This window comes from Moraxella nasibovis, assembly GCF_029581575.1.
Taxonomy (GTDB): Bacteria; Pseudomonadota; Gammaproteobacteria; order Pseudomonadales; family Moraxellaceae; genus Moraxella; species Moraxella nasibovis.
Map to the genome: position 1 here is coordinate 1,593,558 of NZ_CP089975.1, position 21,267 is coordinate 1,614,824.

At 48.5% G+C, this 21,267-nt stretch carries 20 protein-coding genes; 10 read left to right on the forward strand and 10 right to left on the reverse strand.

What is annotated here, in order from left to right:
• The first annotated feature begins 42 nt into the window (after positions 1 to 42).
• From LU290_RS07655 to epmA, 3 genes are read left to right on the forward strand one after another with little or no spacing between them, the layout of a single operon-like run.
• Positions 43 to 1,203: an AI-2E family transporter gene (locus LU290_RS07655; RefSeq protein ID WP_277808015.1), complete on the forward strand. Its 1,161-nt coding sequence runs from the start codon at positions 43 to 45 to the stop codon at positions 1,201 to 1,203.
• Positions 1,200 to 2,273 (forward strand): 4-phosphoerythronate dehydrogenase, encoded by a 1,074-nt coding sequence (locus tag LU290_RS07660; RefSeq protein ID WP_277808016.1) that lies wholly within the window; start codon positions 1,200 to 1,202, stop codon positions 2,271 to 2,273. The genes LU290_RS07655 and LU290_RS07660 overlap by 4 nt, the downstream gene beginning before the upstream one ends.
• A 53-nt stretch (positions 2,274 to 2,326) precedes the next feature.
• Complete coding sequence (epmA, locus tag LU290_RS07665; RefSeq protein WP_370688559.1) at positions 2,327 to 3,286, forward strand: EF-P lysine aminoacylase EpmA; 960 nt, start codon at positions 2,327 to 2,329, stop codon at positions 3,284 to 3,286.
• 55 nt (positions 3,287 to 3,341) lie between these two features.
• Here epmA and LU290_RS07670 read toward each other — a convergent pair whose 3' ends face one another.
• Positions 3,342 to 4,220, reverse strand: a complete 879-nt coding sequence (locus tag LU290_RS07670; RefSeq protein ID WP_277808018.1) for an HpcH/HpaI aldolase/citrate lyase family protein — start codon at positions 4,218 to 4,220, stop codon at positions 3,342 to 3,344.
• 98 nt (positions 4,221 to 4,318) lie between these two features.
• Positions 4,319 to 5,557: an MFS transporter gene (locus tag LU290_RS07675; protein ID WP_277808019.1), complete on the reverse strand. Its 1,239-nt coding sequence runs from the start codon at positions 5,555 to 5,557 to the stop codon at positions 4,319 to 4,321.
• Positions 5,558 to 5,845: 288 nt separating this feature from the next.
• On the opposite strand from LU290_RS07675, the gene LU290_RS07680 reads away from it, so the two are divergent.
• The 4 genes from LU290_RS07680 to LU290_RS07695 all read left to right on the forward strand — a co-directional run bounded on the left by LU290_RS07680 (position 5,846) and on the right by LU290_RS07695 (position 12,552).
• The gene (locus tag LU290_RS07680; protein ID WP_277808020.1) at positions 5,846 to 8,104 is read left to right on the forward strand and encodes a TonB-dependent siderophore receptor; all 2,259 of its coding nucleotides are present in this window, start codon (positions 5,846 to 5,848) and stop codon (positions 8,102 to 8,104) included.
• Between the two features lie 104 nt (positions 8,105 to 8,208).
• Complete coding sequence (locus LU290_RS07685; RefSeq protein WP_277808021.1) at positions 8,209 to 9,186, forward strand: SIP domain-containing protein; 978 nt, start codon at positions 8,209 to 8,211, stop codon at positions 9,184 to 9,186.
• Between the two features lie 260 nt (positions 9,187 to 9,446).
• Positions 9,447 to 10,883, forward strand: a complete 1,437-nt coding sequence (locus LU290_RS07690; protein ID WP_277808022.1) for an MATE family efflux transporter — start codon at positions 9,447 to 9,449, stop codon at positions 10,881 to 10,883.
• 283 nt (positions 10,884 to 11,166) lie between these two features.
• Positions 11,167 to 12,552: a lytic murein transglycosylase gene (locus LU290_RS07695; protein ID WP_277808023.1), complete on the forward strand. Its 1,386-nt coding sequence runs from the start codon at positions 11,167 to 11,169 to the stop codon at positions 12,550 to 12,552.
• 322 nt (positions 12,553 to 12,874) lie between these two features.
• On the opposite strand, the gene LU290_RS07700 is transcribed toward LU290_RS07695, so the two are convergent.
• The 3 genes from LU290_RS07700 to LU290_RS07710 all read right to left on the reverse strand — a co-directional run bounded on the left by LU290_RS07700 (position 12,875) and on the right by LU290_RS07710 (position 14,771).
• On the reverse strand, positions 12,875 to 13,048 hold the full coding sequence (locus LU290_RS07700) for a hypothetical protein (protein WP_277808024.1): 174 nt from the start codon (positions 13,046 to 13,048) through the stop codon (positions 12,875 to 12,877).
• A 213-nt stretch (positions 13,049 to 13,261) separates the two neighbouring features.
• Positions 13,262 to 14,146 carry a glutamate racemase gene (murI, locus tag LU290_RS07705; protein WP_277808025.1) on the reverse strand — a complete coding sequence of 295 codons (885 nt, stop codon included), beginning with the start codon at positions 14,144 to 14,146 and terminating at the stop codon, positions 13,262 to 13,264.
• Positions 14,139 to 14,771, reverse strand: coding sequence for a DUF1285 domain-containing protein (locus LU290_RS07710; protein WP_277808026.1), 633 nt, complete (start codon positions 14,769 to 14,771; stop codon positions 14,139 to 14,141). Before LU290_RS07710 ends, murI begins: the two co-directional genes overlap by 8 nt.
• Before the next feature lie 347 nt (positions 14,772 to 15,118).
• Here LU290_RS07710 and LU290_RS07715 point away from each other — a divergent pair, with 347 nt between their 5' ends.
• Complete coding sequence (locus LU290_RS07715) at positions 15,119 to 16,789, forward strand: electron transfer flavoprotein-ubiquinone oxidoreductase (protein ID WP_277808027.1); 1,671 nt, start codon at positions 15,119 to 15,121, stop codon at positions 16,787 to 16,789.
• Between the two features lie 106 nt (positions 16,790 to 16,895).
• Here the strand turns inward: LU290_RS07715 and LU290_RS07720 are convergent, their stop codons facing one another.
• Positions 16,896 to 17,405, reverse strand: a complete 510-nt coding sequence (locus tag LU290_RS07720) for a c-type cytochrome (protein WP_277808028.1) — start codon at positions 17,403 to 17,405, stop codon at positions 16,896 to 16,898.
• Between the two features lie 325 nt (positions 17,406 to 17,730).
• On the opposite strand from LU290_RS07720, the gene LU290_RS07725 reads away from it, so the two are divergent.
• The gene (locus LU290_RS07725; RefSeq protein WP_277808029.1) at positions 17,731 to 18,036 is read left to right on the forward strand and encodes a hypothetical protein; all 306 of its coding nucleotides are present in this window, start codon (positions 17,731 to 17,733) and stop codon (positions 18,034 to 18,036) included.
• A gap of 231 nt (positions 18,037 to 18,267) precedes the next feature.
• Here LU290_RS07725 and rpsU read toward each other — a convergent pair whose 3' ends face one another.
• From rpsU to LU290_RS07740, 3 genes are all read right to left on the reverse strand, one after another.
• A complete protein-coding gene (rpsU, locus tag LU290_RS07730; protein ID WP_242748412.1) occupies positions 18,268 to 18,483 on the reverse strand; it encodes a 30S ribosomal protein S21 in 216 nt (71 codons plus the stop codon).
• Between the two features lie 255 nt (positions 18,484 to 18,738).
• The gene (locus LU290_RS07735) at positions 18,739 to 19,050 is read right to left on the reverse strand and encodes a hypothetical protein (protein ID WP_277808030.1); all 312 of its coding nucleotides are present in this window, start codon (positions 19,048 to 19,050) and stop codon (positions 18,739 to 18,741) included.
• A complete protein-coding gene (locus LU290_RS07740; protein ID WP_277808031.1) occupies positions 19,047 to 19,175 on the reverse strand; it encodes a hypothetical protein in 129 nt (42 codons plus the stop codon). Before LU290_RS07740 ends, LU290_RS07735 begins: the two co-directional genes overlap by 4 nt.
• A 108-nt stretch (positions 19,176 to 19,283) precedes the next feature.
• On the opposite strand from LU290_RS07740, the gene LU290_RS07745 reads away from it, so the two are divergent.
• Entirely contained in the window at positions 19,284 to 20,204 is a 921-nt protein-coding gene (locus LU290_RS07745; RefSeq protein WP_277808032.1) for a DUF808 domain-containing protein, read from the forward strand.
• 135 nt (positions 20,205 to 20,339) lie between these two features.
• Here the strand turns inward: LU290_RS07745 and LU290_RS07750 are convergent, their stop codons facing one another.
• On the reverse strand, positions 20,340 to 21,188 hold the full coding sequence (locus LU290_RS07750) for an NAD-dependent epimerase/dehydratase family protein (protein ID WP_277808033.1): 849 nt from the start codon (positions 21,186 to 21,188) through the stop codon (positions 20,340 to 20,342).
• Positions 21,189 to 21,267 lie beyond the last annotated feature (79 nt).

Here is a 21,267-nt window from a genome sequence, read left to right on the forward strand (position 1 = left end):
ACCCACACCATCAAACCAAGCCAAGGCAGACACCCAACCATCATGCTAGAAAACTGGTCAAAAGAAGTCGCCATTCAGCGGCTGCTCGCCCTTACCCTACTCACCATCCTGATCATTTTGTGCTTTCAAGTGGTGAGATTTTTTATTTCGCCTGCGATTTGGGGCGCAATTTTGGCGTACATCACTTTTCCGCTGTATCGATTTTTTCATCAAAAGGTGCTGCTTAGCCCGACTTTGAGCGCACTCATCATGACTTTTGGTGTGTCTTTGATGATTGGCGTGCCTTTGGTGATTGGCGTGTTTTTCTTACAGCAAGAGGTCATCGCCTTTTATAGCATGGCGATTCATCGCTTGCAGGCGGGCTATGTCGATCTGCCTGACAGCATCAAAAACCTACCCGTCATCGGTCAGCAAATCAAAAATTTGCTTTGGGAAATCAACAAAGACCCAGAAGCATCGATGGCGGCGGTGCGCACTTGGGTGCAGTCGCATCTTTACTATGGCAAAATCGCCTTTGACGCCGCTTTGAAAAATCTGGCAAAACTCGGCATGGCGCTCATGACGCTATTTTTCTTTTATCGTGATGGTAAAAGTCTCATGCGCCAGATTCGCCAAGCCCTGCGCAACATCATCGGCGACCGCATTGACGATTACATCAACTCGGTCGGTGCGACCACTCAAGCGGTCATCTACGGCATCGGACTGACAGCACTTGCTCAGGCGCTGCTGGCGGGCATCGGCTATGTCGTAGCAGGGGCGCCAAATCCCATTCTTTTGACGCTCATCACTTTTGTGGCGGCGCTCATTCCCTTTGGCACGCCTTTTGCATGGGGGGCGGTTGCGCTATGGCTACTGTCGCAAGGTCATACCACTGAGGGCATTGGGCTTGGGCTTTGGGGGATTTTGGTGATCAGCTGGGTGGACAATCTGATTCGCCCCATCGTCATCAGTGGCGCCACTAAGATTCCTTTCATCATCATTTTTATCGGTGTGCTGGGCGGTCTGACGGCATTTGGCTTTGTGGGACTGTTCATCGGTCCTGTGGTGTTGGCGATCGGGCTTGCGGTGTGGCGTGAGTGGATCAGTCAGCACAAAGATGAGATTTTTGCCAAAAAAGACAGCGACTTTGCCATCGATGACGAGACAGCCCTCTTAAAAAACACCACCCCAAAACCCATTTTGAACGAAGACAAGCTAGAATGACGCACGCCCCATTGACCGTTTTGGCGGATGAAAATATCGCCAATCTTGACGATTATCTGACGCACCACCCAGTACGCATCATCAGGCTCAAAGGTCGCAGCATCGATCAAGCCGCCATCGACACTCACCGCCCAGATGCGCTATTCATTCGCTCGGTGACCCCCATCACGCCTGACACCATCAGCGACTTTGGCAAGGTTCGTTTCATCGGCTCTGCCACCATCGGCACCGATCATGTCGATCGCGAGCATCTGAGCGCTCACGGCATAGCGTTTGGCAATGCCAGCGGATGCAGCAAGCACTCAGTCGCTCAGTATGTGATCACCGCCATACTCAGCCTACGCCCAAAGTACCGCGGTGAGCGCATTCGCCTTGGCATCATCGGGCTTGGCAATATCGGTGGTACGCTTGCCAAATATGCCAGCGATTTGGGTTGGCAAGTGCTTGGGTTTGATCCTTTTTTGGCGACATCTAAGACAAACAACAGCACGCTTGATGAGCTGCTCTCATGCAGTGATGTCGTCAGCATTCACACACCACTCACCAAAGACAGCGCTCACCCGACACATCAGCTTTTTGACAAAACTTCACTGTCAGCATTACAAGATGGGACGCTACTCATCAACACCGCTCGTGGTGAGATCATTCATCAGGCAGCTCTTTTACACGCCATCGATAAGCAAAATCTACAAGTCGTCCTTGATGTTTTTCCACATGAGCCAAATGTCGATCAGGCACTCATTGATCGGCTCGCCATCGCCACGCCGCACATCGCAGGCTACACTTTGGAGGGTAAGCTGCGTGGTACAGACATCATCTATCAAGATTTTTGTCGGCATTTTAAACTACCCATCATGCAGCAGCTTGATCCGCTACTGCCACCCAACCCACTGAGCTGGACTGGCTTTGTCGAAGGCGTTAAAAATGACACAAAAGGCACTTTGGCGCATTTTTACGACATCAAAAAAGACGATGCCGCCTTGCGTGCGGTGAGTCAAGATGGGGTCTTGCCACATGACTTTGATGCCTTACGCAAAAATTACGCCCTTCGTCGTGAGTGGCTGTACTAAAAAACTCTAAAATTAAGAAAATCTTAACAATAAACAATCAATTTATCAAGATAATCATGACTCATCAGCCATACCAAAGTCTCACACTTGCCCGCCATCGTGCCCACATGCTGTCGCAGATTCGCCAGTTTTTCCAAGATAAAGAAGTCTTGGAGGTGACCACTCCCATCTTATCAAACGCTGGTAATACGGATGTTTTTATTGATTCGGTGGCAGCTTCGTTTCACCGTTTCGGCAAGCGGGTTGCAGGTCATCTACACACTTCGCCTGAGTTTGCCATGAAACGACTTCTGGCTGCTTGGCAAGTTCCGATGTATCAGCTGTGCCAAGTATTCCGTGACCACGAAAAGGGCGCACGCCACAACATCGAATTTACCATGTTAGAATGGTATCGTCCGCATTTTAGCTTAGAAGATCTGGCAGATGAACTGTGTGAGCTTATCAGTCTTGTGCTACAAAAAGACATTAAATTTCAAAGACTTAGCTACTCAGACAGCTTTATTCCACTAGGCATTCACCCGTTTGTCAGCAGCATCGATGGGATGAGACAGTGCGCCTTAGCACACGGTATCACACTGGACATGGGTGATGACAGACAAGGCTGGCTGGATCTTTTATTCAGCCATTTGATAGAACCAAAGCTTGGCATGGATGCACCCACGCTCATCACCGACTACCCGCCCGCCACCGCAGCCCTCGCCAAGACTGCCTACGACGAGGCGGGGCATTTGGTCGCCAAGCGCTTTGAGCTGTACATTCATGGCATCGAGATCGCCAACGCCTATGACGAGCTGGCTGATGGTGCTGAGCTTTTGGCAAGATTTGAGGCGGACAATGCCGAGCGGGCAAGACTTGGGCGAACCATCATGCCGATCGACACCCATCTCATTCACGCCTGCGACGCACTGCCGCCATGCAGTGGCATCGCCCTTGGCGTGGATCGGCTGTTCATGGTAAGGCATGCGCTTGACGACATCAAATATGCCATCGCCATCACTACCGACATTGCTTAGTTTTAATGGTGCATGATTGAAGATGAAGCGGTCATAAATTATTTAGAAATTCTAATCAATGATTAAGCAGTTTTTTCGCCCAGTCAATGACTGGCAAATCAACCATCTTACCCTGCACCGAAAACACTGCCCGCCCTGTCTGCTCATATTCTTGTAGCACTCGTCTGGCAAATTCAAGCATCTCATCGCTTGGCTGGGTGGCATCTTTGATGGGCGCTACTTGGCTTGGGTGAATGAGCAGCTGACCGCCAAAGCCGAAATCTTGGGCGCATTTGGCAAAATTTGCCACGCCTTGCACATCTTTAAAATCTGCAAAAATCGTCTCAATCGGTGCATGAAGGTCATTTGCCGATGAATGCAGCAGCAAATCAACACGGATTTTATCCAGCACCGCCTGCGCTGATGGCGTACCAAGTGTGATGCCAAGCGCCTTTGACAAATCCAGACAGCCATAAGTCATGGCAAACAAGCCTTTGGCAGATGCGATCTCACCGATGCCAAGCACGCCCCGAGCAGTCTCAACGACCGCCACGACAGGCAGCTTTGTCGCTTGATGCAAGGCGGTGACTGACAGCGCAGACTCGCTCTTGGGCAACAAAACACCTGCGACATGGTCTAGACTTTCAATCAAAGCCACATCGTGCGCATAGTCGGCGGTGTGTGCCGCATTGATGCGCAGCCAGTAATGGCGGTCAGTCTTAGCATCAAAGTCTTTGAGTGCTTGGCGTACGACAGGCTTTGACGCACTCTCCACTGCATCTTCTAGGTCGATGATGACGGCATCAGCACCGCTGTCGAACGCCTTAGCGACTCTGTCTAAGCGAGTGGCTGGCACGAATAAATACGCCAAAAACTCATCCTTGATGATGATGTCGTTGACATTGTCATTTATGGCACGGTCTTTTGTCATACCATCTTTTGCATTGTCTTTCATGATACCCTCCTAGTATAAACTTGCACAAGGTAGCACGATTGTAGGCAGTTTGTAAATAGTTTGTGGCGGCTGTGCTTGGTTTTTAATTGGTGGCTTTATTAAGCACGAACCGCACCATCACACATCATCTTTGCCACGCCCGCCCTTGTCATAGCCGCCAGTAGCAGCAATGCCGCCGTCATGGACAATAGTAGCACTGCCTGATAGCCGATACGCTCCGCCAAAGCAAAAAACAGCGATGAAGTCATAATGGAAATGAGCATCGCTACCGAAATCTGCGTGCTGTATAGGGTCGCAGGGGTATCGCTACTGGCGGCAAAGTCCATCATCGTTTTGCTATTTAAGGTGAACATCGGAGCAAAGGTCAGATAACTGCCCGTCATCGCAAGATAAGCAAAAAAAGGTGTAGCATAACCCATCGCCAGTGGCAGCACACAACCCAAAGCCACAAGCTGCAAGGCAGTCAAAACCTGCATCGCACGCAGACGAGACAGCCTTTTGGTTAAAGGAATGATGGCAACGACCGCCACCAGACCCACGAGCGTACCGTAATTTTGCAACAGACCAATCTCTTCCATCTGCCAGCCATTATCCACCAAAGACGGCGACAGCACCGTAAAGCTACCTGCATAGACCACGCCATACAAGGCAAGCATCGCAAGCCAGCTTTTTTTGTGTCGCCAAAACACAAGCATCTGCACAAAGCCGCCGACAATCTCCTTGCCAAGCCTGCCTTGATTGTCTATTACCGCTACCGCCTCACGATAGCGATACAATAAAGGCAGCGGCAATGCTGACAAGCCCATCAGTAGCAAAATTGACCCCCGCCAACCGAGCAGCGGATAAGTGCTAATAAGCACGCCTGCAATCAGCCCTGCCACCATACCACTACCCACCTGCGTACTATTGATGAGCGTCCGCCCTCGTTCATCAAGCGTACGGCACGCCAAACCGTCCAATGCCACATCTTGAATGCCAATCATCAGAGCAAATACCGTCAAAGCGGCAAACAAAGCATAAGGCTCCATCACTGGATTTAAAAACGCCATCACCACCAACAGCCCCACCATCACCCACTGCACAAGCAGCAGCCAGTTTTTAAAATGACGGCTTTTGGTTTGCCACACTCGCTCAATGACAGGCGACAACAAAAACCGCAGCGAATACGGCAAAATAGCAAGCTGAAACAACCCAATGACATCAAGGCTTACCCCCTGCTCACGGAGCAGCACAATGAGCGTTACCGAAATAAAGCTGGTCGCCAGATGCTGACTGGCATAACTGGCGGCAAACATCAGCCAAATGGCAAATGGCTGAGAACAGGTACGGTGCATCATCACAAAACATCACAATTGAACAAAATTTGCCATAGTTTACTGAGAATTCTGTAAAATTTCAATTGATAATGCCTATCATTTTTACTATAATACGCAAAAACATTAAGTTTTTTATCCAAGAGTTTATTTGCCTGTGGTCAAGCAACTTTGAAATAAGACAAAAAACGAGTAAATGGTACAAATGGTGCTGTGGGCGAGTTTGGCAAATCCCATTTCAAAGCCGGTAGACCCTATTTTGGCAGACTGCATTTCAAAGTTGGCGGACCATACATTCTAAGGACATCATTTATGCGTAACATCACTCCAAATACTTTGGGCATTGCCATCAAAATTGCCCTATTTGCCAGTATCGCCGCTACAAGCACCGCCCTTGCCGCTGCAAATACCTCCGCAGCGACCGTCGCCAATGACGATGAGCTGCCGACGGTGGATTTAGACACGCTAGAAGTCGTCATCAATGCCCAAAATTCTTATGTCTTAACTCGCACCGACAGTGCCACAGGGCTTGATTTATCGCCCAAAGAAACGCCACAGTCATTTACCACCATGACCGAAAAGCAGATGAAAGACCAAAATGTGCAGTATTTAAAAGATGCTCTACGCCAAAGCACAGGGGTCAATGCCATAGCACTAGACGGCAAGCGAGTGGTGTTTAGCTCTCGCGGTTTTGATGTGGAGCAGTATTTTGTTGATGGGCTGGATGTGGATTTCACACAGCAGCAAAGCACAGGGGAGAATCTTGCCAACATTGGCATCTACGACCACATATCCATCGTGCGTGGCAGCACAGGGCTATTGTCTGGCTCAGGCGAACCGTCCGCCGCCATCACCTTGCACCGCAAGCGAGCCACGAGCCACATGCCCACAGGCGAGATTAGCGTCAATGCCAATAATTTTAACAACTATGGCATTATGGCAGATGTTGGCAGCAAGCTCAACACCTCTGGCACGGTGCGTGGTCGTGTGGTCGCCGCCCATCAAAATGGGGGCAGCTATGTGGACAGAGAAAAGCGTGGCTTTACAACCTTATATGGCGCGATTGATGCCGACATCGGACAAAATACCGAAGTCAGTCTTGGGTACAGCCACCAAAAGACCAAATGGCGAGAGAGTATGTGGGGCGGTCTGCCTGTTTTTTATACCGATGGCAGTCGCATTGATTGGGATACGGGCAAAAATGTCTCGGCGGCATTTTCTAATTGGGATACCACCAATCAGACGCTGTTTGCCGATTTAAAGCACTACTTTACCAATGGCACAGAGCTGTCTGTCAAGGGTAGCCACAGCAACAACAAAGGCGACCCGCTGCTGATGTACGCCAGTGGTGCGGTGGACAAAGATACAGGACTATTGTGGGGCAGTTTCCCTCGTGGTCGCTTGACTGGCAGTTTGGCAAATACCCACGACTTTACCGTGATGCCCACCAAATTTCATCTAGGACGCAAGCAGCAGTCTTATCAAGCCGACTTAAAAGGTACTTTTGAGGCACTTGGACGCACGCACGACTGGCTTATTGGTGCTGACTACAGCAAAATCAAACGCTTTTCTTATTATTATGACGATGACAACGCCCTGTATCCTGCCGCTGCCTTGCCAAGCTACTACGACTGGGACGGCTCGTATGCAGGCAGACCCAGCTTTGGGGCAATCAGTCCCTATCTGGGCTACACCGATGTCGCCATCAAAGAAAAAAGTGTGTACGGCACACTTCGCATCAAGCCCACGGACAAATTGGCAATGATTTTGGGTGGTCGTGTGTCGGATTATGACCGTGATGGCGTTGTTATTAACGCCGCCAGCCACAAAGAATCTGGCGTATTCACCCCTTATGGCGGTCTGGTGTTTGATGTCAATGACAACCACTCGCTATACGCCAGTTATGCCAGTATCTACAAGCCCCAAGATGATGCCATCGGCACGGACGACAAACTGCTCGCCCCCAAAGAAGGCAACACCATTGAGGTTGGCTGGAAAGGAAGCACCACTGACGGCAGCCTAACCGCCCAAGTCGCCCTATTTGACATCAAGCAAAAAAACTACCCTGTGGACTCTGCCGTCCGCCGCAGCGACCGCCCTTGGCTGTTTTATAAAGAAGGCATCGACGCCACCAGTCGTGGTATTGAGATGGAAGTCTCTGGCAAGATTACCCCACAGCTGCACGCCACGCTTGGGTTTAGCCACGCCAAAGTGGACAACGGCAGCGGCACGCCGATTCGCACCGAACACCCTGCCACTAAGGTCAATGCTTTTGGCACTTATACGCCCACAAGCCTACCTAAGCTGACTTTGGGTGCTGGCATGACTTATAATTCATCTCGCTATCATCTAATCGTCAATCCTGTGTCAGGCAGCACCGAAAAACTCACGCAAAAGCCTGTGGTCTTGGCAAATGTGATGGCAAAATATCAGTTGAACGACCATTGGAATGCGCAGGTCAATGTCAATAATGTCTTTAACAAAAAATACTTTGACATCAATGTGCCATTTGACCAAATTATGTACCAAGAACCGCTTAGTATCGTGGGTAAAATCAGCTACCAATTTTAACCACACGCATTAAAACTCAAAATCAGGGGCGACAGTCAGGACAAGCACCGCTTCGCCCTTCATTTTAACACCAACATTCACAGCCATTTGAATCACAAAACACTATGGATACTCCAACCCCCTTTCACCACGAAGCCGTCCTTGAAATCATCGCCCACATCAATGGCGACCACGCCGATGAAGTGATGACCTTTGCTCTGTATGACGCACAATTACGGCATCAAGACACACCTCTTTCCGCCAAACTCACGCAAATCTACGAGCAAGGCTTGGAGTTTCTCATTCAAAATCAAGCAGGCGAGCATACTTTTTTCTTTGAATTTAAAAAACCCCTAACCGACATTGATCATTTACAAAAATCCTATCTGACTCTCTTAAAAATCGCAGGCAAAGCCACAGGCAGACCCTATGTCATTGAGACCCAAGACCATCTGCTTGTCAGACAAATCAGCCACATTGGTAATTTTGTCCGCATCACCGCTCTCTTGCCAGACGACACACCCACCGACCAAGCAGGCTTTGCTTATTTATTTAAAGTATCGGACACCGAAATGCGATACTACACCCTACGCCGTGCGTGGCATAGCAAAGATGGCGATGGTAACGATGAGGTGGTGGGCGAGATTGATATCTTTACGCACGGCGACACGGCAGGCTCAGTGTGGGCAAACAGCCTAAAAGCAGGCGACCATCTCATCAGTAATCGCCGCTACCCTGAAAAAACCGCCCATCTGCACGGGCAGGTGCTGCTCATCGGCGATGAAACTTCCTTGCCTACGGTATTTCGGATATTAGAGTTGCAGCAGCTTGACAATCCCATCGTCATCGCCTGCCTGCACGACACACAGGATACAGCCTATCTGCAAGAATGTCCTTGCTCTTATCATCTGTTAAGCTATAACACGCCGATAGAGCTACTCCCACCAATTGAACAGCTCATCACCAAGCAATCTGTAAAAATTGACAGCGTCTGGACAGCAATGGAAAGCAAGCTGATTAAAAAGCTGCGTGCGTCTTTTAAGGACAACTTACAGCTTGATAGAGAGGATATGGTAGTGAAAGTGTATTGGCGGCTGGATTGATGGGGTGTGGCGTTATAGCAAGGCAAAGACAAGCGGACAGCCCATCAAACTTACAATCATCACAAAATAAACAAATCTAGTAAAGTACGATTTCAAAATAAGCAAAACCATATTTTTGACAATCCATTTTTATCAACCAATTTTTATCAATCAGACTTGTCAGCCCTGCCAATAAAGCTAAGAAATATGTTATAATCATGCGTTTTTAGCTTCTAGTCATTTGCTATTATCATTCATCGTTTTAATCTGCCCACACCACCATGCTAGACATCGCCAAATACCCCATCGCTACCTACAAAAAAGAGCTGAGCGCCTTAGTCTCTTTGGCAATGCCCATGCTGCTTGCGCAGATAGCACAAGTAGGAACAAGCTTTGTTGATACAATCATGGCAGGTGGTGCGGGCAAAGGCGATCTGGCGGCGGTGGCGCTGGGCAGCAGTCTATTTACGACCGTGTATGTAACCTTGCTTGGTGTGATGGTGGCGCTAAGCCCGATGATCGCCCAAAAGCATGGCGCTGGGCAGACCGAACAAATCGGCGAGATGGGGCGGCAGGGTCTGTGGTATGGACTCATCACAGGCGTACTTGGCATGTTCATCATGTGGGCGGCGATCACGCCTTTTAAGGCGTTTTTTGATCTGAGCGCCCAGACGCTTGCCATCACCGAAGACTACCTTTGGTTCATCGGATTTGCCATGCCTGCCGCCATGATCCATCGAGGACTACACGCCTACGCATCCAGTCTCAACCGCCCAAAAGCCATCATGATCGTCAGCTGGCTGTGCTTTTTGGCAAACATTCCATTAAACTGGATTTTCGTCTATGGCAAATTTGGCATGCCTGCCTTGGGTGGTGCAGGCTGCGGCGTGGCGACCGCCATCGTCTTTTGGCTAAATACCCTCATTTTGGGCATTTACATCGCCAAAGACCGCTACTTTAAGCCCTTTGGTTTGATGGATAAATTCAGCCCGCCCAATCTCAAAACCCTCGTCGAGATCACCCGTCTAGGACTGCCCATTGGCTTGTCTTTTTTTATTGAAGTCAGCTTATTCACCTGCATCATGTTCTTTGTGGCACGCCTTAAAGGGGATGCTTCTGGCACGACCGAAGATTATGTCGCAGCCCAGCAGATTGCCATCAGTTTAAGCAGCCTGCTGTATATGCTGCCGCAGAGTCTTGGTATCGCTGCGACGGTGCGTACAGGCTTTTATCTGGGGCAGCACCGAGCTCATCGGGCACGCTATGTCTCTGGCGTGGCGATCATCAGCGCCATCATCATGTCCTTTGTGACAGCAGCGATTTTAATCACCATGCGCCATCCGCTCGCCACGATATACACCGATGATTTGGCAGTGATTGGCATCGCTGCGACGGTACTTATGTATGCTGCCGCCTTTCAGCTGGGCGATGCGGTGCAATGTGTGGCAAGTAGCGCCCTGCGTGGCTACAAAATCACCAATGTACCAATGATGATTCATCTGCTCGCCTTTTGGGGTTGTGGTCTTTTGCCAGGTTACATATTGGCGTTTCATTATGGCTTTGGCATTTATGGGTTTTGGATGGCGCTCGTCGTCTCGTTGTTGGTGGCGGCTATTTTCTTAACTTGGTATCTTGAAGTCCACAGCAAAAAAGCCATCAGACAACAAAAACAGCTCAATCGCACGGGTCAAAACAAAGCCGATAACCCCACATTTTAGCCATAAATCTTACCAAAACCTTGCCCAATGGTAGATTTTATCAATTTTGCTTTGTAAAATGACAAAAGTTTTGTACTCTATGCCCACTCATCGCAAATTGGCATAGAAATTTATTTTTGCAGGCGGTTGCAAGACACCCTTCCCAATCGGCATTGTTAGGACAAATTGCCATTTGCACCCAAGACCATCTTTGGTTTTACCTTTGGTTTTTAAGTTTGGTTGGCGCATAGCCACTTTAACAGCCACCTTATCATTTCATGTTTTAATTAACTTAGGATTTTGTATGAACAAACCCCTCAAACTCGCCCTAGCCCTAGCTGCACTAGGCACCACCTCGCAAGCCTTGGCAAATGATCTGCCCAATTTATCAAACAGCGAATTTCAGCAATGCTTGAATACTTTGAAAAACTCATCAAATTTTCAAAGCATTTCGTCCTCGACTTTTGAGACCTATCGCCCAAGCGAACCTGACCCCAGCGTCATTCGTTCGCTCAATTATCAGCCAGAATTTAAAAAAGATGTCTGGGATTATCACGCCTCTTTGGTCGATGCTGAGCGTGTGGCAGACGGCTTAAAAGCCAAAGCTGAGCAGGCGGATGTACTGCGCCGCATCGAAGCTCGCTATGGCGTAAAACCTGAGCATGTGCTTGGCGTGTGGGGGGTGGAGAGTAATTTTGGGCAGACTTTGGGTGGCAAAAACCTATTTAGCAGCCTTGCGACGCTGTCTTGCTTTGACCGCCGCCAAAGCTACTTCCGTAAAGAATTTGCCAATGCCCTTCGCATCGTCCAAAACGGCGATGTGCGTGCCCAAGACATGAACGGCTCATGGGCAGGGGCGTTCGGTCAGACGCAGTTCATGCCAAGCACCTTCTTGGAGCTGGCAGTGGATTTTGATGGCGACGGACGCAAAGACTTGGTCAATAGCAAAGCAGACGCCCTTGCCAGTACCGCCAACTTCTTGGCCAAGCGTGGCTATCGAGCAGGCGAGCCTTGGGGCTATGAAGTCAAATTAAACGGCTACACAGGCGCCAGCGGTCGCACCACCAAGCGCAGCATCAGCCACTGGCAAAATCAAGGCATCACCCTGCCAGACGGTCGCCCATTGCCAAACAACATGGCATCAGCTGGCTTACTATTGCCAGCAGGTCGCAGTGGTCCTGCCTTCTTGGTCGGCAAAAACTTTGATACTTTCTATAGCTACAACGCCTCAGAAAGCTATGCGCTCGCCATCGCTCATCTGTCCACTTTGATCGAAACTGCCAGCACCAACACCAACTTTGCCACCCCTTGGCCGACCGATGACCCCGGCATCAGCCGCCGTGAAGCCAAAGAAATCCAACAAGCGCTCATCAACGCAGGCTACGACATCGGCAATGTCGATGGCATCATCGGTGACAACACTCGCCGTGCCATCATGGATTATCAACGCAAAGTCGGCGTGACACCAGACGGTCGAGCAGGTCAAAAATTCCACCGCTTGATCACAAGCCGTGTCAGCCCAAATCCTGCACCCATCGTGCATACAAGTAGCACCATGCCGTATCAGGTGCCAGTCAGCCGTGTGCCGAGCAATCAGCAGGTCTCAACGCCTGTCAAGACCATCACGCCCAAGACCTATCAGCGTGTGGTCAATGCAGATGGCACCGTCTCACTCGTTCCAAGCCCATGATGACACTGACAAAATGATACGGCGATATGAGTTTGGCTGGCAGCCGCACAGCCCATCATTTTGTCATAAGTCATTGAATTTGTTGGGTTTTGCCATCGCTTAACCCAACACTAAGCGAGCTTGTATCATAGGCAGGCTTGTATCATTTTTAAGTTTTATAAGTTAAATAAACCTCAATTCCCACTGGGGTTATTGTGTTAATTTAATGATTTTAAAATAAAATTCGCACAATAAAAGCCACACAAAAAGCAAGGGTAGATTCACCACCCTTGCTTTTGTACAAATTTTCAAATCGGCAAATATGAGCCTTAAAGCAAAAAGACTATTCTTCTACTTTGTCATCATCCCATTTGGCATAAGTTTTGGCAGGGTCGATGCCTTGCGATTTTAGGTATGCCACCTGCTCTTCTAGGGTGCGAGATTTTTCGGCATCACGCATGCTGTCTTCTAGTTGGTCAAATTTTTTAATTTCTTGGGTAAGTTTGCTGTCCGACATATTTTACTCCTTGGATTGATTTGGGTTGGTTTAAACTTTCAGTCAGTTTCAGTCAGATGGCTCAATCTATCGGTCTAACTTTGATCCATTTGCCTGAAAAATCATAACTCTCATTAGACCAAACTTTACCCAAAAACACAATGCCAATGACGGCAAAATTTACATTTTTTCTACATTTTAATTTCATATTTTCATGCCAGCCATCAAGTCCCTTTATGAGCCTTTGGCGATTTTCACATACTCATGACCTGCCAGCGGCGCAAAGTCATGCCCCACAAAACAAACAGCATCATCGATGAGACCTGTCACCGTCGCCACCAAATTTTCATCAAAACGACTGGCATAGAAAGTCAAAGGGTGCGCCTTTGGGTTGTTGGCGGCGATCTGATAAACACCCAGCAAGGATTTCACCCGCTCAGCGATCGCCACACCAGAATCCACCAGATGAATGTTCAGCTTTTGTTCGTCAATGTATGCTTGCAAAAATTGCTTAAAAAACGGGTAATGCGTACAGCCAAGCACGATCACATCCACGCCATCAGCCGCCCAGATTTTGACCTGCTCAATGAGCAGCCTTGCGACCTCAGAGACGATCGGCATGCCAGATTCCACCCACGGCACCAAGCGTGGCTCAAAATGCTTATACACCTCGATGCCGGCAGGTCTGGCGACCTCATCAATCACTTCTGCCAGTAGGCGACCATTTAAGGTTGCCTGCGTGGCAAGCACGGCGATTTTTTTGGTCTGCGTCATGGAACAAGCGGGCTTTACCGCAGGCACAAGCCCTACAATGGGCACGCTACACCGCTGTCGCATCGCCGTGAGCGCATGAGCAGACGCACTGTTGCAAGCGATGACGATGAGCTTACAGCCCCTTTTGCATAGACGAGCCACCGCTTGCAATGTCAATAACAAAATCTCATCGCCAGACTTATTGCCATAAGGCACATTGGCAGTATCAGCATAATAAATAAAGCGCTCATTGGGCAAAGACGCCTGCAAATGCCGATACACTGACAACCCACCGACCCCTGAGTCAAACACACCAATCGGCGCCTCCTCAAAAGCATCGATAAAATCAGGATGCTGGTTAATCATGCTGCGTCTCCACTTGATGCACCCTGCCACCACTCATCAAAGTCAGCACCGTCTTATCACCCATCTCATCAAGCTCCCCCATCTCGATCAGATGATACAGCACATTGGCACCAATGCGAGCGCTCAGACCAAATCTGGTGTCGATGTACAGGCGCTGCTCAGCACGACCATCTTTGATGAATTCTTTAAAATACAAAGGCTTATCATCAAGTACGATGCGGTCGCCATTGGTCGTGCCAAAGACAATCCAAGTCTTGCCATCTTGCTCGACCTCATCCACCGTATTGACAAAAAGCGGCACATCCGCCACTTGAATGCGGTACAAATCATGCGGTGTTTTTAGAAAATATGCCTGCTTACCGTCCTCATCCCGCCCCCAAAGCACGCTGGCAAACAGATCTACAAGTGACTGGCGAGTCATTTTTACGCCCTCATGATACCACTCGCCATTATCTTTGATAATGATGTCAAAATCATGCACCGCAGTCGGTTGCCAAGCGTCAAGTGGCGGAATTTTGCGTGACGGCTCACCGTCAGAAATGGCGGACATGATGTCATTTAAGCTGCTGTTTTTATTGGTATTTTTTAATTCTTTCTCGTGGGTGCTTTGTGTGGCTTGACTCATTATTCCATCCTCGTTTTGGTTGTTTTTTAAAGCCATTTGCTTGGATATTTGCTTGGATAAAAACCCCAATCCTGCGCATTTTTAGCGATAATTGTAGCCCAGTTTTGTCCACAAAAGCAATATTTAAGCCGTTTTTCAGGGCAAAATTGACGATTGTTACGCAAAAATACAATTTGTGATGATTATTAACTTGCCTAATTCACCAAGATTGGTAAAATATAGCCACGCTTTGACACATCAAGCTTTTGCTTTTGATGGTCATTACTTTCTATCAGCCAAATCCGCATGATTTTTCGCCGTTAAAATCGGTTTTGCGGTCAAAAGTCACCAAGCCAATAGGACAGCATATGCAACACATAGAACGAGAATCGATGGAATTTGATGTGGTGATTGTCGGTGGCGGACCTTCTGGTCTGTCGGCGGCGATTCGCCTAAAACAGCTTGCCAATGAAGCTGGCATGGACGAATTTATGGTCTGTGTGGTGGAAAAAGGCTCAGAATTTGGTGCGCACATCTTGTCGGGGGCAATCATGGAAACTCGTGCGCTTGACGAGCTTTTGCCCGACTGGAAAAATATGGATGCGCCCATCACTGTCGCCGCCAAAGAAGACCGTGTCTATATGATGCTAAACGACACCAAAGCCATTCAAACGCCCGACTGGGTCGTGCCAAAGCCTTTGCACAACGAAGGCAACTACATCGTCTCTTTGGGCAATGTCGTGCGCTGGCTTGCCGCTCGTGCCGAAGAGATGGAAATCATGCTATTCCCTGGCTTTGCTGCCAGCGAGATCTTATATAACGACGACGGCTCGGTCAAAGGCATTCGCACAGGTGACATGGGTGTCAATGCCGAAGGCGAAGCCAAACCCTCATTTGAGCCAGGCTACGACCTACTTGCCAAATACACCATCTTTGCCGAAGGCTGCCGTGGACATCTTGGCAAACGCCTGATCAGCCGTTTCAACCTTGACAAAGACAAAGACCCACAGCACTACGGCATCGGTCTAAAAGAGCTGTGGGAAATCGACGCCGACAAACACGAAGAAGGCGTCATCATGCACGGCACAGGCTGGCCATTATCTGAAACAGGCGCAAGCGGTGGCTGGTTCTTGTACTTTGCCGAAGACAATCAGGTGAGCTTTGGTCTGATTTGCGACTTATCTTACAAAAATCCTTACTTTTCACCGTTTGATGAATTACAACGCCTAAAACTCCACCCAACCATTCGCCCCATCTTAGAAGGCGGCAAACGCTTGTCCTACGGCGCAAGGGCTTTGACAAAAGGCGGCTTAAACAGCTTGCCTAAGCTTAGCTTTGCTGGTGGCGTGCTGGTTGGCGATGATGCAGGATTTTTGAACCCTGCCAAGCTCAAAGGCACGCACACTTCGATGAAATCAGGCATGATCGCCGCCGAGAGCGTCTTTGCCGCCATTAAAGCTGGTCGTGCGCATGATGAAGTGACTGAGTATCAAAGCAACTTTGAAAACTCCTGGCTTTATGAAGATGCGCACACCGCGCGCAATTTCGCCCCTGCCATTCACCGCATGGGCACGCTCATGGGCGGTGCGTTTACTTATATTGAGCAAAATTTGTTCAATGGCAAGCTGCCACTAACCATCAGCGACAACACGCCAGACTACAAGCAACTAGACAAAGCCGACCACGCCTATAAGCCTGATTATCCAAAGCCAGATGGCAAGCTCACCTTTGATAAGCTGTCAAGCGTGTTCATCTCAAACACCAACCACGCCGAAGATCAGCCATGCCACCTTAAACTGACCGACCCTACCGTGCCAATCAGCCGCAACTTGCCGATGTACGCCGAGCCTGCCCAGCGCTACTGCCCTGCTGGTGTGTATGAAGTCGTGCCAGATGAAAATGCCCCAGAAGGCGCACGATTTGTCATCAACAGCCAAAACTGCGTGCACTGCAAAACCTGCGACATCAAAGACCCTGCCCAAAACATCACATGGGTCACGCCAGAAGGCGGCGGCGGTCCGAACTATCCAAATATGTGATTGTTAAAATTGATTTTGTGTAGATTTTACAATCAAAACAATCAAAACAATCAAAAAAACACGGGGCGACCAATGATCGTCCCGTGTTTTTATCATCAGTGCAGCATCATTTTGCCTGCTCAAGCATATAATCAACCGCCGCATACACCTCAGCCTCCGTCACCGTGCTGACCGCCTGAGCAGGCATTTTATTGAAGCCCTTGGCAGAATGCTCATACAAAGTATCCACGCCCTTTTCCAGACGCTTTGCCCACTCCGCCTTATCACTCAACTTTGGTGCGTCAAGCAGACCCTGATCATGGCAGACCTTGCAAGTTTGTTCATAGCGTTTTTTACCCTCCTCGATGGACAGCTTTGACGACAACGTCTTGACATCAGGCACGCCAACAGGACTGACAGCATCGGCTGCATCTTTCGGTACGGTCGGCTCTTGCACCACCGCCGCTTTGTTATCAGCAGGTGCCTCTTGCGTGGCAGGCGCTGCAACATTATTGGTAGGCTGACTACTGGCAGGTTGGCTTTGCTGCACTTCTGCCTTATCAGCACCGCAAGCACAAAGCGTCGCAGTGAGTACTGTCGTCATTAGGATGGAAAATTTTTTAGCTGGGTGTTGCATGAGTGCCTCGCCATATAAAGTAGGAAATAAAAAATCAAAAAATCTGAGTCAATCTGATGAAACATTAAGACTAATATACCTAATTTTTATAAGGATTTACAGTTAAATTTTTAAAAAAATGGCATTTGGTGTTTTTTCAGGTTACAATATTTCATAAAAATTTTCTAAAAAGTCGTCAGCTCATGGTTCAATTTTTGAACTTTTTGTATCAAATATGTATCTGCTGATTTCCTACATCTTGTTGATTTGCTATAATTTAACCATAAATCAATTTAACCATAAATCCCATCTATATTTTTTCTTTTATTTTTCTTAGGATACTTCTATGAAAGCCATCGCTTTAATCGCTGTTGCCGCTGTGGCATTGACTGGCTGCAACGCCATGACCAAAGCGTCTGACAAAATTTTCTACAAAGAAAGTAACTTTTCTTTGGTAGAGACCACCGAATACCCAGTGGGTGAAGGTCCAGAGTACGACGCACAGACCAAGGCTGATGCTGCGCTTGCCGATGTACAAAAGACCCAAGAAACAGGTGCACAGCGCCCGACTGCCCAATCATTCGTTAAGCATGACGAGATCGCAGAACAAGCAGAAGCAGCCATCGAGACGGAAGTAGCAGACGCACAATAATCCATCTTTCGTGCTATTGCTCACAAAAGACCTGCTTTAACGCAGGTTTTTTTGTTTGTAGTTTTTTGTTTACAAAAGAGTAAATTTATAAAGCTTTCATCCATCAGTTTTAAGGCGACAGATTTAAGCTGATGAATACACGCCACCTCGCTCATATTTGCGAACTTTTTGACAATTCTTAAAACAAAAACCCCAAATCGATGACTTGGGGTTTTGATCCATGATGATGGATTAGTATTTGCGCACGGTGCGAACTTGCTCACGCCATACTTTTTTCTTGTAACGCTTCACGGCAGCGGCTTTTTTGCGCTTACGCTCTTGCGTTGGCTTTTCAAAAAATTCTTTTTTGCGAACATCAGCCAAAACACCCGCTTTCTCACAAGCACGCTTGAAACGACGAATCGCAATATCAACTGGTTCGTTTTCTTTCACCTTAACAGAAGGCATAGTAACTCCTAAATACAAGACAAGTGGCATCGATCAGGCTGTGTTATATTATATAGCGTCACGGTCTTGGGCGTGGGCATCAGCTCAAATCGGAAACAAAATCCGCAGTTGCGGCGTTTGTCTTAAATCATCAGACCGACCTAAGACAAGCACCGTATTATAGAGGATAAAAAGGCAAATTTCAACCAAAATATCCAACATTTTGGCACAAAAAACGCCAAAATGTTGGATAAAAGAATTTTTATGTGCTTTTGATTATGGATTTGTCGTGGTTGCCTGCGCTTCGGTGGTGGTCTGTGTGGCAGCAGCTGCATCAGTGACAGGCTGTGCGGTGGCTGCGTCTGCGGCAGGCGTTGCATTGGCAGCTGCGTCAGCGGCACCCGAAGTCTCAGCAAAAGTCGGCTGACCATGATCGTCAAATTTGACTTCCTCAGCCTTTGGTGCTTTTGCCAATGCAGCAGCCTCTGCCTCTTTTAGCTTGTCCACTGCGTGCACGCCCTCATGCTTGCTGCACGCTGATAATACTGCGGCTGCGGCGATGGTCGCTGCGATCAATTGAGCTTTCATAATCTCTCCAAATTTAAATCGTCAATGTTCAAAGCAGGCAAGCCATCACGGTTGCTGCCGTCATGATTGGTGTCATTTTGGTTATTATGCCATAAATTCCCACAATTTTCATGGAATTTTTTCATACAAGTCCAACTGAATGATTTTTTGTAAATAGCTACCAAACTTTACAATCTTTTTGGCAAAAGTGAGTATAATAAGCAAACTTTTTACAACCTTAGGTTTGGAGCTTTATGGCTGGTGGTAGTTTACTGATGCTTCTTGATGACATCGGTACGATTTTAGATGATGTGGCGGCGATGACTAAGCTTGCCGCCAAAAAGACAGCAGGTGTCTTGGGTGATGACTTGGCGCTAAACGCACAGCAGGTCACTGGCGTCAGTGCCGACCGAGAGCTGGCGGTGGTGTGGGCAGTGGCGAAAGGCTCTTTCATCAATAAGCTCATTTTGGTGCCCGCAGCGCTCATCATCAGCGCAGTGGCAGCATGGCTCATCACACCCCTACTCATGCTTGGCGGTCTGTTTTTGTGCTTTGAAGGCGCTGAAAAAGTGGTGCATAAATTTGCCCCACAACTTTTACCGCCTGATACAGACAGCGAGACAGCGCACCAAGAGCGCTTGGCGGCGAATGCTGATGATTCGGTGGATTTGGTCGCTTTTGAAAAAGAAAAAATCAAAGGGGCGATTCGCACCGATTTCATCTTGTCAGCTGAGATTGTGGTGATTTCACTTGGGGTGATGAGCGCCACTACTTTGCAGACTAAGGCGCTGTCTTTGGCGACGATCGCCATCTTGATGACGGTGGGCGTCTATGGTCTTGTGGCATTGATCGTCAAAATCGACGATGCTGGCTTAAAGCTACTGCAAAAGCCTGATCAAGCCAGTAAAAAACTTGGTCATGCCCTACTGGCTTTTGCACCAAAGCTAATGAAATTCCTATCCATTGCAGGCACATTGGCGATGTTCTTGGTCGGTGGTGGCATCTTGGTGCATGGCATCGATATTTTACATCATCAGGCTGAGGATTTGGCAGCGCTGTCTGGCGTGTTTGGCGGTCTGACGGGCAGCCTGTATAATGGCGTGGTCGGTCTCATCGCAGGACTCATCATTTTGGCGTTTTATGTGGCATTTAAAAAAGCCAAAGGCGCCCACTGATACACCCAAACGAACACCCCAAGCCCTGCCTTTTGTGCAGGGTTTTATTATGCTTGCTTTTTCCAACATTCATCCAAAGCCAGTTTTTAATATTTTTAAAGTCAGAAAATCAAAACAAAATGCGATTTTTCGCCATCAATACTCTTGTGCTGTGTCTAGATTTTGTAAAATCCACGCATATCCTTGCTGATAATCAGCAAACCTAAGCCAGTCTTGGGGCAGATTTGAGACGATTTGCTTGCCTGTGACTGGAGCTTGGATAATCTTAGGCGGCTCAAAGCCTAAGTGCTTGCAAAGATAAGCCAGCACCTGACTGCTTGGCACAGGACAAAAATCGCTCGCCAAATATAAAGACTTGGGGTCGTCATCTAGCAAAATCCGCACCAGCACCGCCACCAAATCCACATCCATGATGCGATTGGTGTAATGCGTCTTTGCCACGCCATCCATGTGAGCGCAGGCGGCCAGACGCAGCATACGCTGTCGATTTTTGCCATAGATGCCACTGGCACGGATGATGACCGACTTTATGCCGAACGCCTGTCTGATGGTGTTTTCAGCAGTCAGCAGGACTTGGGCGGTGGGCGATGATGGCACAGCGGGCGTCTTTTCGTCGATGCGTGCGCCATCATCATCGCCATACACCGAAGTGGATGACACGAACAGCACTTGGCGCAGATTGGGCAAGCTGTTTGCCATATCTGCCACATGCCGACAGATCGCAAGATAGCTGTCCTGATACGCCTGCACCCGATCTTGTGCCGAGCCAGACGGTGCGACGATGATGGCGATGTGCGTGAAGTCTTGTAGTTTATCAGCGGTCAGTGACAAGGCATTTTGCTGCCAATGCGTAAGGCGTTCGCCCTCATCGGCATCATATTTCACATCGCTGCGGCTGACACCCACCACAGGATGCAGTGCAGCCAGCCCCACTGCCACTTGCTTGCCAATACTACCCTGCCCGATGATGAGATATTTACTCATTATTTACACCCTTTGGTTTTGTATTTTTGATTGCCAATTTTTGAAAATGACTTATTTCGACAATCATCATTTATTTGAC

Bases quoted from the DNA above. Each gene is read 5' to 3' on its own strand.
- LU290_RS07660 (WP_277808016.1), top strand. From the start codon at position 1,200: ATGACGCACGCCCCATTGACCGTTTTGGCGGATGAAAATATCGCCAAT.
- LU290_RS07700 (WP_277808024.1), bottom strand. From the start codon at position 13,048: ATGTCGGACAGCAAACTTACCCAAGAAATTAAAAAATTTGACCAACTA.
- LU290_RS07675 (WP_277808019.1), bottom strand. From the start codon at position 5,557: ATGATGCACCGTACCTGTTCTCAGCCATTTGCCATTTGGCTGATGTTT.
- LU290_RS07750 (WP_277808033.1), bottom strand. From the start codon at position 21,188: ATGAGTAAATATCTCATCATCGGGCAGGGTAGTATTGGCAAGCAAGTG.
- LU290_RS07740 (WP_277808031.1), bottom strand. From the start codon at position 19,175: ATGAAAAAATTCCATGAAAATTGTGGGAATTTATGGCATAATAACCAA.
- LU290_RS07725 (WP_277808029.1), top strand. From the start codon at position 17,731: ATGAAAGCCATCGCTTTAATCGCTGTTGCCGCTGTGGCATTGACTGGC.
- LU290_RS07735 (WP_277808030.1), bottom strand. From the start codon at position 19,050: ATGAAAGCTCAATTGATCGCAGCGACCATCGCCGCAGCCGCAGTATTA.
- LU290_RS07720 (WP_277808028.1), bottom strand. From the start codon at position 17,405: ATGCAACACCCAGCTAAAAAATTTTCCATCCTAATGACGACAGTACTC.
- LU290_RS07710 (WP_277808026.1), bottom strand. From the start codon at position 14,771: ATGAGTCAAGCCACACAAAGCACCCACGAGAAAGAATTAAAAAATACC.
- LU290_RS07745 (WP_277808032.1), top strand. From the start codon at position 19,284: ATGGCTGGTGGTAGTTTACTGATGCTTCTTGATGACATCGGTACGATT.
- murI (WP_277808025.1), bottom strand. From the start codon at position 14,146: ATGATTAACCAGCATCCTGATTTTATCGATGCTTTTGAGGAGGCGCCG.
- LU290_RS07670 (WP_277808018.1), bottom strand. From the start codon at position 4,220: ATGAAAGACAATGCAAAAGATGGTATGACAAAAGACCGTGCCATAAAT.
- LU290_RS07715 (WP_277808027.1), top strand. From the start codon at position 15,119: ATGCAACACATAGAACGAGAATCGATGGAATTTGATGTGGTGATTGTC.
- LU290_RS07685 (WP_277808021.1), top strand. From the start codon at position 8,209: ATGGATACTCCAACCCCCTTTCACCACGAAGCCGTCCTTGAAATCATC.
- LU290_RS07680 (WP_277808020.1), top strand. From the start codon at position 5,846: ATGCGTAACATCACTCCAAATACTTTGGGCATTGCCATCAAAATTGCC.
- LU290_RS07695 (WP_277808023.1), top strand. From the start codon at position 11,167: ATGAACAAACCCCTCAAACTCGCCCTAGCCCTAGCTGCACTAGGCACC.
- LU290_RS07655 (WP_277808015.1), top strand. From the start codon at position 43: ATGCTAGAAAACTGGTCAAAAGAAGTCGCCATTCAGCGGCTGCTCGCC.
- LU290_RS07690 (WP_277808022.1), top strand. From the start codon at position 9,447: ATGCTAGACATCGCCAAATACCCCATCGCTACCTACAAAAAAGAGCTG.
- rpsU (WP_242748412.1), bottom strand. From the start codon at position 18,483: ATGCCTTCTGTTAAGGTGAAAGAAAACGAACCAGTTGATATTGCGATT.